Here is a 14,084-nt window from a genome sequence, read left to right as displayed (position 1 = left end):
GCCGGCGCGCGCCGATCGCCGCGTTGCTGCCGCGCCGCAGGATCAAGATGAGTAGCTGAAACGACCCGGAACGTGCATCCTTAGCGCAGCAACGGGCGTGAGCCGCCGACCGGAAAGCCAGATGATGGACGCAATCAAGGTAGACGAAGCCAAGGTCGACGGTGCCGCCGAGGCGCTGAAGCTGGAAAATCAATTGTGCTTCCCGCTCTATGCCGCGTCGAACCTGCTGACGCGGCTGTACCGCCCGGCGCTGGACGAGATCGGGCTGACCTATCCGCAATATCTGGTGATGCTGGTGCTGTGGGAGAAGGACGGCCAGAGCGTGAGCGAGATCGGGCGGCGGCTGTACCTCGATAGCGGGACGCTGACGCCGCTGCTGAAGCGGATGGAGGCAAACGGGATCCTGTCCCGCCAGCGCGACAGCGCGGACGAGCGGCGCGTGGTGGTGTCGCTGACCAGGGCGGGCGACGCGTTGCGCAAGGCAGCCGCGAAGGCGCCGGCGAAGATGGTGAGCAACCCTGCGCTGACGGTTCAGGAAGGCGAGACGCTGCGCACGATCGCGCGCAAGCTGGTGACGAACCTCGCCGCCATGCCCGATCTAGCGAAGGGCAAATAGGGGGGAGCGGCTGACGCCGCCCCCGAAGGTGACCTGCCCGCGCCGGTGCGTGGCGCGGACAGGAGCGGATCAGAAGTTGATGCGGCCGGTGATGCCGTAATAGCGATCCGCCTCACGCGGGATGATGTAGCGATAGGCACCGCCCGGGCCGCCGCTGGTGATCGCAGCCGGGAAGCTCTGATCGAACAGGTTCTTGACCTGCGCGGTCAGGCGGAAGCGATCGTCCGCATCCATCACCGAAGCGCTGAGATTGACCAGCGTGTAGCCGGGGATCTGCGTCAGCTCGCGGATCACCGGATTGGCATCGAACTGGCCGGTCTGCTTCGTCTGCGCGCTGATCTGCGTGCCGAGGCCGAAATCGACCGCGCCGCCGGTGCGGATGCGATAATCGGCCGCGACCGAGCCCTTCCACTTCACCGCGGCGCCAAGCTGCGTGCCCGAGGGGATCACCGAACCGACGGTGCCGTTGGTCGGCAGCTTGAACTGATCGACATGCGCATCGGTGTAGGCGACGCCGCCCGAGATGCTGAGATCGCGCACCGGCTGGACCAGCACGTCCAGCTCCACGCCGCGGGTGGAGATGGTGCCCGCGTTGGTGAAGCGCGTGACGAGGACGCCCGCCACTTCATCCGGGTTGTTCGCCTGGTAATTGTTGTACTTGGCGTAGAAGGCGGCGAGGTTCAGCACCAGCCGGCCGTCGAACAGGGTGTTCTTGACGCCGATTTCGTAGCTGTCCGCGGTTTCCGGCTCGATCACGTTCGTGCCGGTGGCGGACAGGTTGTAGAAGATGTTGAACGCCGGACCCTTATAGCCGCGCGAATAGGTGGCATAGGCGGTCGATTCACGCACGATATCGAACTGCACGCCGGCCTTGCCGGACCAATTGTCGTTGGTCGTCTTGCCGCGCCAGGGAATGCCGTTCGACGCTGCCACCGCTTGGGTCTGCGCCGCCGTGGGGGACACGCCCGAGGCGACGAGCTGCTGGTAGCGATCGAAGACGCCCTGGTCGAAATTGGGGTTGATGCCCGGGCCGGCGAGCGCCGTGACGCGGCTGTGGAACACGTCCAGCTGATCGGCGGTGTAGCGGATGCCGCCGATGACGCGGAAGCGATCGGTGAGGTTCAGCGTCGCCTGGCCGAAGAAGGCGAGGTTCTTGAACGTCGAGCCGAACACCGCCGTACCGGTCGGCCGGGTGACGCTGAGTCCCGGCGTGGTGCACGGGATCAGCGACGTGGGCGTGGAGGCCGGCACCGTGTTGCACACGATATCGTCACGCCGGAACGAGCGTTCCGAATAGGCGCGTGAATAGAAGGCGCCGACGACATATTCGAGGAACTGGTTGGACGGCGAGGTCAGCCGGATTTCCTGGCTGAACGTATCGCCGGTCTGCGGGCCGAAATCGTGCAGCTGGTTGAGGCCGACATAAGCGGCCGGCAGCCAGTCACCATCGCGGATCTCTTCGTTGCGGTAATCGCGATAGGCGGTGATCGACGTGATCGTCTGCGTCCCCAGCGTCCAATCCGCCTGGAGGGAGACGCCCCAGCTCTTCTCGTTGGTGCGGGTGATGAGATCCTGGTTGATGGTGCGCGACTTGTCACCGCGCACGTCCGGCAGCAGCTGCGCGGCAAGGCCCGTGGCAGGCGTGCCGATCACTTCGGCGCAGCAATCGTCCTTCGCCTCGCGATAGTCGCCGATCAGGGTGAACTGCAGATCGGGCGTCGGATCGGCGACGATCATGCCGCGCACGCCCCAATGCTCGTATCCGTTCACGCGGCGGCCGCCGTGCGCGATGTTGCGGATGTTGCCATCCCACGAGCCGTAGAAGCCGGTGAAGCGGCTCTTGATGCCTTCCGCCAGCGGCAGATCGACCGCGCCTCTTACGCGATATTCGTCACCGCCGGTGTAATAGCTGCCCTCGACATAGCCGCCGAACTCGTCGCCCGGGCGGCGGGTGACGATGTTGATGACGCCGGCCGAGGCGTTCTTGCCGAAGAGGGTGCCCTGCGGGCCGCGCAGCACTTCCATCCGGTCGATATCGACGAGATCGCTGAACGCCTCGCCGGCGCGCGAATAGACGACGCCGTCGACGACGGTGGAGATCGACGGTTCGCCCGCGATCGAGAAGGTGGAGGTGCCGACGCCGCGCAGGAACAGCGACTGGTTGATCGTCGTGCCCGATTTGCGGAAGTTCATCGTTGGCACGAGATACTGCGCGTTCTCGAGGTTGACGCCGCCAAGCTGCGCGATCGCATCACCCGACACGACCGAGACGGCGAGCGGCACGTCCTGCAGCCGTTCCGACCGCTTCTGCGCGGTGACGACGATATCGCCAAGCCCGGTCTCGTCGCTGCTCGCCTCTGCCGAGGCCTGTACGTCGCTGCCCGGCGCGGCGGCCGTGGTTCCCGCGTCCTGCGCCGCTGCGGGCACTGCGAACGCGGTCAAGGCGACGCCAGCCGCCCAAATCCCCTTTGACACTTCTGTTTCTCTCCAAAACCTACCCAATAAGTGGATTATCAATTTGACACCGGTGTCACAACCCTATCCGCGATCCGACGGCTTTGCAAAACAGGTCCGCTTTGCGCCGCTGTGCGTCGAGCTTGGCCAAGGCATGGCTTGACCTGTCGCCGGCTGGCCGGTTTGACCCGGGGCAAGAGCGGGGTGTGATGCCAACGAGGGCGCACCGCCGGCACAAGCGGGAGAGAGCACGATGTTGAACGGCATTCGCGTGGTGGAACTGGCGAGTTACGTCGCCGGGCCGGGGGCGTGCGGGATCCTGTCCGACTGGGGCGCCGAAGTGATCAAGGTGGAACCGCGCGAGGGCGATCCGTTCCGCCAGTTCTTCACCTCGCTGGGGCGCGACGACACCGAGAACCGCGTGTTCGACACCGACAATCGCGGCAAGAGATCGATCGCGCTCGACCTGACCGACAGCGAGGACGCGGAGGTGCTGCGGCGGCTGATCGCGACAGCCGACGTGTTCGTGACCAACACGCGGCCCGCGAGCCTGGAGCGACTGGGGATCGGCTGGGAGCAACTGAAGGCGATCAAGCCGGACCTCATCTTCGCGAACTTCACCGGCTATGGCGCTGCCGGGCCGGAGGCGGACAAGCCCGGTTTCGACATCACGGCTTTCTGGGCGCGATCGGGGCTGTGCTCGCTGACCAGCGTCAAGGATGCCGATCCGGCGCCGCTGCGCACGGGGATCGGCGATCACATGGCGGCGATGGGCCTCGTCAGCGGGATCATGGCGGCGCTGTTCCACCGCGAGCGGACGGGCGAGGGGCAGAAGCTGGAGACGTCGCTGCTGCGCATGGGCGTCTATGCCGCCTCGTCGGAACATGCCGTGCAGCTGCAGCTCAACAAGCTCGCCTCCACCAAGGCGCGGCCCGAGGTGGTGAACGTGCTCAACAATTTCTTCCGCACCGCGGACGGCCAGTGGTTCGTCACCGTGCCGCGGCAGGGATCGGGCGACTGGCCGAAGCTGGCGCGCGCGATCGGCCGGCCCGAGCTGGTCGAGGATCCACGCTTCCGCGGGGTGCGTGACCGGCGGGCGAATGGCGCGGCGCTGCTCGCCGTGCTGGACGAGGCGTTCGGCGCGATGAGCTGGGCCGAGGTGCAGGCGGCGCTGGAGGCGGAGAAGCTGATCTACGGCCCGGTGCAGACGGTGGGGCAGGCGACGCGCGACCCGCAGGCGATCGCCGCGGGATGCTATGTCGACCTCGAGGCGCCGGACGGACGGACGATCCGGCTGCCGGCCACGCCGATTGACTTTGAGGCGCACCGACCCACATCGCGCCTTGCGCCGGCGCTGGATGCCGACGGCGCGGCGATCCGCGCCGAACTGGGGCTTGAGCCCGCAAAGACCGCAGCGTCCGGCTGATCCTTCGCGCCGGCTCCCTGCGGGACGGAGCGGCGGCCGGAACGTTGGCGATGCAGCGGGGCGACGGACCCCGATCATGACGGAGCGACGATATAATGGCTTATCCCGATACCCAGCTTTTCATCGGCGGCACGTGGCGCGATGCGGGCGACGGCCGGACGCTGGGGGTGGAAAATCCCGCGACGGGCAAGGAGATCGGCCGCGTCGCCCATGCGACCAAGGCGGACCTCGACCTGGCGCTCGATGCCGTGCAGCGCGGGTTCGAGACGTGGCGTGACTATACGCCCGCGGCGCGCAGCCGGATCATGCGCAAGGCCGCGGGCCTGATGCGCGAGCGCGCCGGGGACATCGCGCTGCTGCTGACGCAGGAACAAGGCAAGCCGCTGGCCGAGGCCAAGGGCGAGGCGATGGCCGCGGCGGACATCATCGAATGGTTCGCCGAAGAGGGCTTCCGCGTCTATGGCCGGCTGGTGCCGCATCGGTCGAACCTCGCCATCCGGCAGATGGTGGTGAAGGACCCGGTAGGGCCGGTGGCGGCGTTCACGCCGTGGAACTTCCCGATCAACCAGATCGTGCGCAAGATCGGCGCCGGGCTTGCTGCGGGCTGCTCGATGATCGTGAAGGCGCCGGAGGAAACGCCTGCGAGCCCGGCGGCGCTGATCCGCGCGTTCGAGGATGCGGGGCTGCCGGAAGGCGTGCTGAACCTCGTCTTCGGCACGCCGTCCGAGATCTCGGAATATCTGATCGCAAGCCCGATCATCCGCAAGATCACCTTCACCGGCTCGACGCCGGTCGGCAAGCTGCTCGCAAGCCTCGCCGGCAAGCATATGAAGCGCGTGTCGATGGAGCTTGGCGGCCACGCACCGGTGATCGTGTGCGAGGATGCCGACGTGGACCTGGCGGTGAAGAGCGTCGGTAGCGCGAAGTTCCGCAATGCGGGGCAGGTGTGCATCTCGCCCACCCGCTTCCTCGTCCACAACAGCGTGAAGCGGCAGTTCGGCGAGGCATTCGCCGCGCTCGCGCAGGGCATCAAGGTGGGCGAGGGCACGGCGGAAGGCACCCAGATGGGGCCGCTCGCCAACCCGCGGCGCCTCGCTGCGATGGCCGAGTTCCAGGCCGATGCGGTGGCCAAGGGCGCGACGGTGCTTACCGGCGGCAGCCGGATCGGCGAGGCGGGCAATTTCTGGGCGCCGACGGTGCTGGCGGACGTGCCGCTCGACGCACGGCTGTTCAACGACGAGCCGTTCGGGCCAGTCGCGGGCATCCGCGGCTTCGACGATCTGAACGAAGCGATCGCGGAGGCGAACCGCCTGTCGTTCGGGCTGGCAGCCTATGCCTTCACCCGCTCGCTCGCCAATGCGGACCTGCTGGCGCGGCGCGTGGAGGCGGGCATGCTGTGGGTGAATACGCCCGCGGCGGGATCGGCCGAGCTGCCGTTCGGCGGGATCAAGGATTCCGGCTACGGCACCGAAGGCGGGCCGGAGGCGCTGGAAGCGTATCTGAACGTGCGCGCGGTGGTGGTCGCGAACGTCTGACGGCACTAAGCGATGCAGCCGCGCCGGTGACGACCGGTGCGGCTGCAATGTCGCTGCGAGCGCTTCGGTTTAGAGCAGGTCGCCGCCGCAGGCCGAGGCGGTGGTGCCGGTGCGCTCATAGGCCTTGATGACGTTGCGGCCGACCGTCCAGCGATGGACCTCGTCCGGGCCGTCCACCAGCCGCTGCGAGCGGATGTGCGTGTACCAGGCGGCGAGCGGGGTATCGAGGCTGAAGCCAAGCGCGCCGTGCAGCTGGATGGCGGTGTCGACCACCTGATGCACCATGTTAGCGAGGAAGATCTTGGCGATCGAATTCTCCTGACGGATGTCGTCGCCGCGCTCCGCCTTGTAGGCGATGTGGAGCAGCATCAGCCGCGCCTTGTAGATCTCCGCCGCGCAATCGGCGAGCATCCACTGGACACCCTGCCGCTCCTTCAGAAGCTTGCCGAACGTCTCGCGCTGGATGACGTGCGCGGTGGCGAGATCGAGCGCGCGTTGCGCCATCGAGACATTGTGCATGCCATGGCGCAGGCGGCCGTAGGCGAGGCGATGCTGGCCCATGTTGAAGCCATTGCCTTCGCCGCCGAGCAGATCCTCCGCCGGGACGACGAGATCCTTGATCTCGACCTCCGAATGACCGCCGCCGAGGATCTCGGTCAGGGGGCCATGCACCGCCATCGTCTCGATATCGCGGACGATGCGATAACCGGGGTTGGGCAGCTCGACGATGAAGGTGGAATAGCGCTGATGGCGCGGCGCATCGGGATCGGTCATCGCCATGACGAGCGCGATGTCGGCGACGCTGGCGGCGGACGAGAACCATTTCTCCCCGTTCAGCACGTAATTCTCGTTGCCGTCCTTTACCGCGCGGGTCTGCATGCCCGTCGCGTCGGCGCCGGCCGCCTTCTCGGTCATCGAATAGCAGATGCGCTTTTCGCCGTTGAGCAGCGGCTTCAGATACTTTTCCTTCTGATGATCGGTGCCGTGCGCCAGCAGCGTCATCATCGTCGCGTCATCGGGGCCTTGCGTGTTCATCGACAGCGCGCCGAGGTGGCTTTCGCCGAGCTCCATCTGGACCAGCGCATTGGCGAGCGGGCCAAGGCCCATGCCGCCATATTCCTTGGGAATGAACGGGCACCACAAGCCCTGCGCGCGGGCCTTGGTGCGCAGTTCATTGAGAACCGTCTTGTAATCCTCGCCATTCGTCAGCCGCTTTTCGGCGGGCTTGCATTCGTCCTGCACCCATTGGCGGACCTTGGCGCGGATCGCCTTGGCCTCCGCCGGAATCTCGAAATCGATCGACATGGTATCACTCTCCTGATGGGGTGCCCGGGCTTGTTGCCGGTGCTTATTCCTTCATCGCCGCAGCGGCCTTGTTGAGATCGGGCGCGTTGGGCGAGCGCATCGCGACATTCCCTTCCATGCCGGCCTTGAGCGCGGCGGCGGCGCCTTCGTGCGACATGATCTTCGACAGCACAGCCTGCCCGGCGCGCTCGAACGCGTCGCGATGGTCGACGACATATTGGCGCGAGGTGCGATAGCCTTCGAGCAGGCCGTGGATCTCGGGGATGACGTAGCGCGCGACGAGATCCCAGCTCTTGGCGGTATTCTCGCGGTTCGCCCAGTCGTGGACGAAGCCGAGCACGGTGCCGAAGCCGCCGGCCGAGGCGTGAAGCTTGCGGATCGCGGCGACGAGATCGTCGGGTGTGCCGATGACGGCGGCGGCGCCGTCGACGAAGGCGGTCAGGTCCACCGCCTCGTCGGGCGAGGCAAAGGGCTTGGCGCCCGGGCGCATCAGCGTGCCGACGGTATATTCATTATGCCATTTCATGAGGCCGGCGCCGGCCTGGGCGCGTGCCTCCTCGCGCGTTTCGGCGATGTGCCAGCTCATCAGCACGCGCCAATTGTCGCGGCTCACCGTCTTGCCGGACTTGGCGGCGGCCTGTTCGGCGAAGCCCCATTGCGTCGGCAGCGCGGCAAGGCCGGCGTCCGAGTTGGAGCCGATCGAGAGTGCGCCTATCCCGTATTTGCCGGCGAGCGTCATGCCGGAAGGGCTGATCGACGAGGCGACGACGAAGGGCATCTCCTCCTGCAGCGGGAATAGCTGAAGCCGTGCGTCCTTCAGCGTGAACCAGTCGCTCTCATGCGTCACGCGTTCGCCCGCGAAGAGGCGCCGGATGACGCCGATCGCCTCGTCCTGCCGATCGCGCTGAGTCATCGGATCGATGCCGAGCATGTATGCGTCGGACGGCAGCGCGCCGGGGCCAGTGCCGAAGATCACGCGGCCGCGCGTCATGTGATCGAGCTGGACGATGCGCTGCGCGACGTTGAACGGATGGTGGTACGGCAGCGAGACCACGCCAGTGCCGAGGCGGATGCGCTGGGTATGTTCGCCGACAGCGGCCAGGAACATCTCGGGCGAGGCGATCACTTCCCAGCCGGTTGAGTGATGCTCGCCGACCCAGAATTCGTCATAGCCGAGCTCGTCTAGGTGCTTCGCGAGGCGGATATCCTCGCGCATCTGGAGCATCGGATGCTCGCCGATCGGGTGGTGGGGGGCGAGGAATGCACCGAACTTCAACCGAGCCATGACAATCTCCGGACCGAGTGGATCTACGGCGACGTCACTGGCGGGCACGGGGCAGCGTGCCCCGCGAACCGTACTGTCTCGTCACCCTCTCCCGGAAGCGCCGGACGGCGCTCCGCTAGAATTAAGTCGCTTCGCTTATTTGCGACTGATCCGTGGAACGGCGGGCTTTGTCAATCGTTCGCGGGCCCGATCGCCCGCGGGAAGCGGCTGGCGGGCGTCAGCCGGCGACCACGGCCTCTTCGGCCTCCGCCTCGCTGGCGGCGCGGCGGGCATAGTGCTGCGCGATGCTGGCGCAGACGAGCAGCTGGAGCTGGTGGAAGATCATCAGCGGCAGGATGATCGGGCCGACCTGCGCCGCCGGGAACAGCACGCCGGCGATCGGCACGCCCGAGGCGAGGCTCTTCTTCGAGCCGCAAAAGAGGATCGCGATGCGATCCGCCCGATCGAAGCCGAGACGGGCGGCGAGGAAGACGGTGATCACCATCACCAGCGCGAGGAGGACGACGCTGAACAGGCCGACGAGCAGCAGCTGCCAGATCGGAAGACGGGTCCACAGCCCCTCGACGACGGCGGCGCTGAAGGCGGTGTAGACGACGAGCAGGATCGAGCCGCGATCGACCACCGACAGCATCGCGCGGTTGCGCTCCACGAAGGCGCGGGTGAGCGGGCGTGACAGGTGGCCGGCGACGAACGGAACGAGCAGCTGGAAGATGATCGCCCAGATCTGGTCGCCCGAAACATGCGCCTCGCCGCCCATGAAGGCAGCGACGAGGATCGGGGTGAGGCCGATGCCGATGAGGTTCGACGCGGATGCGCTGCACACCGCCGCGGGGACGTTGCCGCCGGCGATCGAGGTGAAGGCGATCGAGGACTGCACCGTCGAGGGGAGAAGCGTCAGGAACAGGATGCCAGCGGCGAGCGAGGGCGTCAGCACGCCCAGCGCCACTTCGCGCGCGCCAAGGCCGAGCAGCGGGAAGAGGATGAACGTGATCGCCAGCACCAGCAAGTGGAGCCGCCAGTTGGTGATGCCCTGGACGATCGCTTCGCGCGACAGCTTCGCGCCGTGGAGGAAGAACAGCGCGGCGATCGCGCCGATCGTGACCACGTCGAACACGCGTGCGACGTCCCCTTCGCACGGCAGCAATGTCGCGACGACGACGGTGGCTAGCAGGATCAGGCTGAAGCGATCGATGAGACGGAACAAGCGCGGCTGACCTTGGCATGGAATGGCGCGTGGTGGCGCCGGACGGGCGAAGGAAGCGGCCTAAACGCGCGAAGGGAGCAGAGGAAGCAAAACCAAGGGGTGGTTGCCAAAACGCCCGTTCATCGCGACATCCCGGCGCCAAGCGCATTGGCGTGTACCTGCCGGTGCCATCACCATCATGCGCGCGCCGCGGAATGCGTGGCGGCGATGCGCGACACTGTTTTCCAGGAGAGCCCGATGACCAACGATGCGGCCGCCTTGCTTCATGAACCGTTGACGCTGACGCGCGGCCCGGCGCTGAAGAACCGTTTCATGCTGGCGCCTCTCACCAATCAGCAGAGCCATGAGGACGGCCGGCTTTCGGACGAGGAATTCCACTGGCTGACGATGCGTGCGACCGGCGGCTTCGGACTGACGATGACCGCGGCGGCGCATGTGCAGAAGGCGGGGCAGGGCTTTGCCGGTCAGCTGGGCGTGTTCGGCGACGAGCATCTGGAAGGCCTGACGCGGCTGGCGACGAAGATCCGGGAGGCCGGTTCCGTCTCCTCGGTGCAGCTGCACCATGCCGGCAACCGCTCGCCCAAGGACCTGGTCGGCACGCCGGTCTGCCCGTCGGACGACCCGGCGAGCGGCGCGCGCGGACTGACGCTGGACGAGGTGGAGCAGCTGCGCGACGATTTCATCGCCGCCGCGGTGCGCGCCGAACGGGCGGGCTTCGACGGCGTCGAGGTGCATGGCGCGCATGGCTATATCCTGGCGCAGTTCCTCTCCGCCGAGATCAACCATCGCGAGGACCACTATGGCGGGAGCCTGGAGAATCGCGCGCGGCTGATCTTCGAGATCGTCGATGGCATCCGCGCCAGCTGCGGCACCGATTTCCAGCTTGGCGTGCGGCTGTCGCCGGAGCGGTTCGGGCTGAAGCTGGCCGAGATCCGCGAGGTCGCGGCGCAGCTGCTGGCCAAGGGCGACATCGACTATCTCGATATGTCGCTGTGGGACGTGACGAAGGAGCCGTATGAAGAAGAGCATCAGGGCCGCTCGCTGCTGAGCTATTTCACCGATCTGCCGCGCGGCGACGTGCGGCTGGGCGCAGCAGGCAAGATCATGACCGGGGCGGATGCCGCGGCGGTGATCGCGGCGGGCTGCGACTTTGCGGTGATCGGGCGCGCCGCGATCCTGCGGCACGATTTCCCGAAGCGCGTGGCGCGCGAGGCGGCGTACCAGTCGCCGGCGCTGCCGGTGACCGCTCAGCACCTGCTCGACGAGGGGCTGAGCCCGCAGTTCGTCACCTATATGCGCAACTGGCCGGGCTTCGTCGCGGACGAGCTGGCTGCCTGAACCCTCAGGCGGGGCGGGGGGGGTGACGCCCCCCGCGCCTACTTGCCCTGAAAGCGTTCGTTGATGCTGGCGGCGGCGGCGCGAAGCTCCGGCACCAGTTTCTCGCGCATTTCGTCGACGGCGAAGCGCATCGAGGGGCAGCAGGCGTTCAGCGCCGCGACGACATGGCCGCCCGCGTCGTAGATTGGCACCGATAGCGAACGCACGCCGACCTCGAGCTCTTCGTCGACCAGTGAATAGCCGAGCGCGCGCGTCTCCTCGATGATCGCGCGCAGCTGCTTCTTGGAGCGCACCGTGTTCGAGGTGTGCTTTTCCAGTTCGACGCGATCGAGGTAGCGGGCGAGCGATTCGTCCGATTCGCCCGCCAGCAGCACCCGGCCGGTGGATACCGCATAAGCAGGCAGACGATTGCCGATGGTGATGCTGACCGAAATGACACGGTCGGGCGTCGAGCGGGCAAGATATGTCACATCATCGCCGGTCAGGACCGCGGTGTAGATCGATTCCTGCGTCCGCTGCGACAGAGCATTCATCACCGGCTGGACGACATCGAGGATGCCGACCGAGGACAATGCCGAATAGCCGAGCTGAAGGACCTTGGGACGAAGCGAAAAGATCCGATCACGCTTGTCCGCGTAACCTTCCCGCACCAGCGTCAGCAGCAATCGACGAGTTGTGGCCCGCGACATGCCCGTGGCCTTCGCCACATCGCTGAGCGTCATGGTCGGCTTGTCTCGGGTGAAGGCGCAGATCACTTCGAGACCGCGGGCAAGAGATGCGACATAATCCCGGTCGCCATCTTCCTGTTCATGGCGCCCATCTTCCTGTTCGCCGGGAAAGACCTCCTCTTCCTCCCCGGCATGATCAATATCCTGTGTACTGCGCGGCATTTCGCACGATCTCCTGACCCGTCGGTGCGGCATTAGGCCGGTCACTGTCCGAATACGAACAATTTTGAGCTTTCCGCCGCCGTGCGGGTGTCCGCATCCGCCGTCAAGAACGTTCGCTATTGCAACTGTCGTTCGCTATGCGATCAAAAATTCATTGACAACGTCTGCTTTGCGGACAATTCCAAGCGTCGGCTGAGCGGGGAGGCTCGCCGACATTGGGGGATTTGCGATGCGAAAGACATTCGCAGTCGGCGCTGCAATCGCGGCGCTGACAACGGGGACGCATGCGCTGCATGCAGAGGAATTCCGCGTCGAGCTGGCGGCGCCGGCGGCCAAGGAAGCGCCCTATGAGGGCCGCGTGATCCTGGTGCTGGCGGCCGACGACACGAAGGAGCCGCGCTTCCAGGTCGATGCGAGCCATGACGCCGCGCAGGTGTTCGGCATCCCGGTCGAAGGTTTCCGCAACGGCCAGGCCCGCGTCGTGGGCAAGGACGTGCTGGGCTATCCCGGCCGCAGCCTCGCGGATGTGCCGGCCGGCACGTACACGGTGCAGGCGGTCCTGCATAAGTACGACACGTTCAAGCTGGGCAACGGCAAGGTCGTGAAGCTGCCTGCCGCACGCGGCGCGGGGCAGAACTGGCGCAAGGAGCCGGGCAACATCATCAGCAAGCCGATGAAGGTGAACTTCGATCCGAAGCGCCCCGGCGAGATCAAGGTGGCGTTGACCGAGGTGCTCGGCCCGATCGAGGAGCCCAAGGACACCGAATTCGTCCGCCGCTTCAAGTTCAAGTCGGACCGGCTGTCCAAGTTCTGGGGGCGTGACGTCTATATCCGCGGGCACGTGCTCGTCCCGAAGGACTTCGACAAGCACCCCGAGGCGAAATATCCGATCGCCATCTTCCACGGGCATTTCCCGGACGATTTCGGCGGTTTCCGCACGACGCCGCCCGATGCGGACATCAAGTGCGAGCCGAACAAGCGCTTCAAGAACGAGACCTGCTATGCCCGGACGGAGCAGCAGGAAGCGTATGACTTCTACCAGAAGTGGATCTCGCCCGACTTCCCGCGGATGCTGATCGTCGAGATCGACCATTCGAACCCGTATTATGACGACAGCTATGCGGTGAATTCCGCCAACATCGGCCCCTATGGCGATGCCATCACCTATGACTTCATCCCCGCACTGGAGAAGAAGTTCCGGGGGATCGGCCAGGGCTGGGCGCGGTTCCTGTACGGCGGGTCGACCGGCGGCTGGGAAGCGCTGGCCGCGCAGGTATTCTATCCGGACGAATATAACGGCGCATTCGCCGCTTGCCCGGATCCGATCGATTTCCGTCAGACGATGGTGACGGACATCTACAAGGACAAGAACGCCTATTTCTGGACCGGGCCGTTCGGGAAGGTCGCGAAGCCCGGCAAGCGCGATTACCTGGGCCATCTGTCGCACACGATCGAGGACGAGAACCGGCTGGAGCTGGTGCTGGGCGACAAGACACGCTCGGGCGGCCAGTGGGACGTGTGGGAAGCAGTGTATTCGCCGATGGGCGAGGACGGTTATCCCAAGCGCATCTGGAACAAGGCGACCGGCGAGATCGACCCCAGCGTCGCGGCGCACTGGCGCGACAATTACGACCTGCGCCACATCATGGAGCGCGACTGGGCGACGCTTGGCCCCAAGCTTCAGGGCAAGGTGCACATCTATGTCGGCGACATGGACAACTTCTACCTGAACAACGCCGTCTATCTGATGGAGGATTTCCTGAAGAAGGCGCAGCCGGCGTACGGCGGGGAAGTGCTGTACGGCGATCGCGACGAGCATTGCTGGAACGGCGACAAGACCCAGCCCAATTCGGTCGGCCGCCTGCGCTACAACTGGATGTACGTGCCCAAGATCCTGCAGCGGATCGAGGCGGCGGCACCCAAGGGCGCTGACCTGACGAGCTGGCGCTACAAGTAACGCGCAAGATCAGGCCCCGGCCGGCGAGGGACACCGGCCGGGCGCCTTCACAACATTATTGAACGGGGAGACTG

The 14,084-nt window shown here is 66.1% G+C and carries 10 protein-coding genes; 5 read left to right on the top strand and 5 right to left on the bottom strand.

What is annotated here, in order from left to right; all coding sequences use genetic code 11:
* Positions 1–124: 124 nt before the first annotated feature.
* Positions 125–616 carry a MarR family winged helix-turn-helix transcriptional regulator gene (locus ACH0AE_RS16845; RefSeq protein ID WP_406876029.1) on the top strand — a complete coding sequence of 164 codons (492 nt, stop codon included), beginning with the start codon at positions 125–127 and terminating at the stop codon, positions 614–616.
* Positions 617–685: 69 nt separating this feature from the next.
* Here ACH0AE_RS16845 and ACH0AE_RS16840 read toward each other — a convergent pair whose 3' ends face one another.
* Complete coding sequence (locus ACH0AE_RS16840) at positions 686–3,058, bottom strand: TonB-dependent receptor (RefSeq protein WP_294444081.1); 2,373 nt, start codon at positions 3,056–3,058, stop codon at positions 686–688.
* Positions 3,059–3,323: 265 nt separating this feature from the next.
* On the opposite strand from ACH0AE_RS16840, the gene ACH0AE_RS16835 reads away from it, so the two are divergent.
* Complete coding sequence (locus tag ACH0AE_RS16835; protein WP_294444080.1) at positions 3,324–4,496, top strand: CaiB/BaiF CoA-transferase family protein; 1,173 nt, start codon at positions 3,324–3,326, stop codon at positions 4,494–4,496.
* 95 nt (positions 4,497–4,591) lie between these two features.
* Positions 4,592–6,031, top strand: a complete 1,440-nt coding sequence (locus tag ACH0AE_RS16830; RefSeq protein ID WP_294444079.1) for an NAD-dependent succinate-semialdehyde dehydrogenase — start codon at positions 4,592–4,594, stop codon at positions 6,029–6,031.
* Between the two features lie 69 nt (positions 6,032–6,100).
* Here ACH0AE_RS16830 and ACH0AE_RS16825 read toward each other — a convergent pair whose 3' ends face one another.
* From ACH0AE_RS16825 to ACH0AE_RS16815, 3 genes are all read right to left on the bottom strand, one after another.
* Positions 6,101–7,336, bottom strand: a complete 1,236-nt coding sequence (locus ACH0AE_RS16825) for an acyl-CoA dehydrogenase family protein (RefSeq protein ID WP_406876027.1) — start codon at positions 7,334–7,336, stop codon at positions 6,101–6,103.
* A 43-nt stretch (positions 7,337–7,379) separates the two neighbouring features.
* Positions 7,380–8,621: an LLM class flavin-dependent oxidoreductase gene (locus ACH0AE_RS16820; RefSeq protein WP_294444998.1), complete on the bottom strand. Its 1,242-nt coding sequence runs from the start codon at positions 8,619–8,621 to the stop codon at positions 7,380–7,382.
* Between the two features lie 217 nt (positions 8,622–8,838).
* Complete coding sequence (locus ACH0AE_RS16815) at positions 8,839–9,825, bottom strand: bile acid:sodium symporter family protein (RefSeq protein ID WP_294444997.1); 987 nt, start codon at positions 9,823–9,825, stop codon at positions 8,839–8,841.
* Positions 9,826–10,062: 237 nt separating this feature from the next.
* Here ACH0AE_RS16815 and ACH0AE_RS16810 point away from each other — a divergent pair, with 237 nt between their 5' ends.
* A complete protein-coding gene (locus tag ACH0AE_RS16810) occupies positions 10,063–11,163 on the top strand; it encodes an NADH:flavin oxidoreductase (RefSeq protein ID WP_406876026.1) in 1,101 nt (366 codons plus the stop codon).
* Between the two features lie 38 nt (positions 11,164–11,201).
* Here the strand turns inward: ACH0AE_RS16810 and ACH0AE_RS16805 are convergent, their stop codons facing one another.
* Entirely contained in the window at positions 11,202–12,053 is an 852-nt protein-coding gene (locus ACH0AE_RS16805) for an IclR family transcriptional regulator C-terminal domain-containing protein (protein WP_294444995.1), read from the bottom strand.
* Between the two features lie 229 nt (positions 12,054–12,282).
* Between ACH0AE_RS16805 and ACH0AE_RS16800 the strand changes: the two genes are divergently transcribed.
* Positions 12,283–14,010 carry a hypothetical protein gene (locus tag ACH0AE_RS16800; RefSeq protein WP_294444994.1) on the top strand — a complete coding sequence of 576 codons (1,728 nt, stop codon included), beginning with the start codon at positions 12,283–12,285 and terminating at the stop codon, positions 14,008–14,010.
* Positions 14,011–14,084: the final 74 nt, after the last annotated feature.

It is taken from the genome of Sphingomonas sp. 179-A 2A2 NHS, from assembly GCF_045371305.1.
Lineage (GTDB): Bacteria > Pseudomonadota > Alphaproteobacteria > Sphingomonadales > Sphingomonadaceae > Sphingomonas.
Note: the sequence above shows the minus strand (reverse complement) of the source record. Positions and strands in the feature narration are given on the sequence as shown.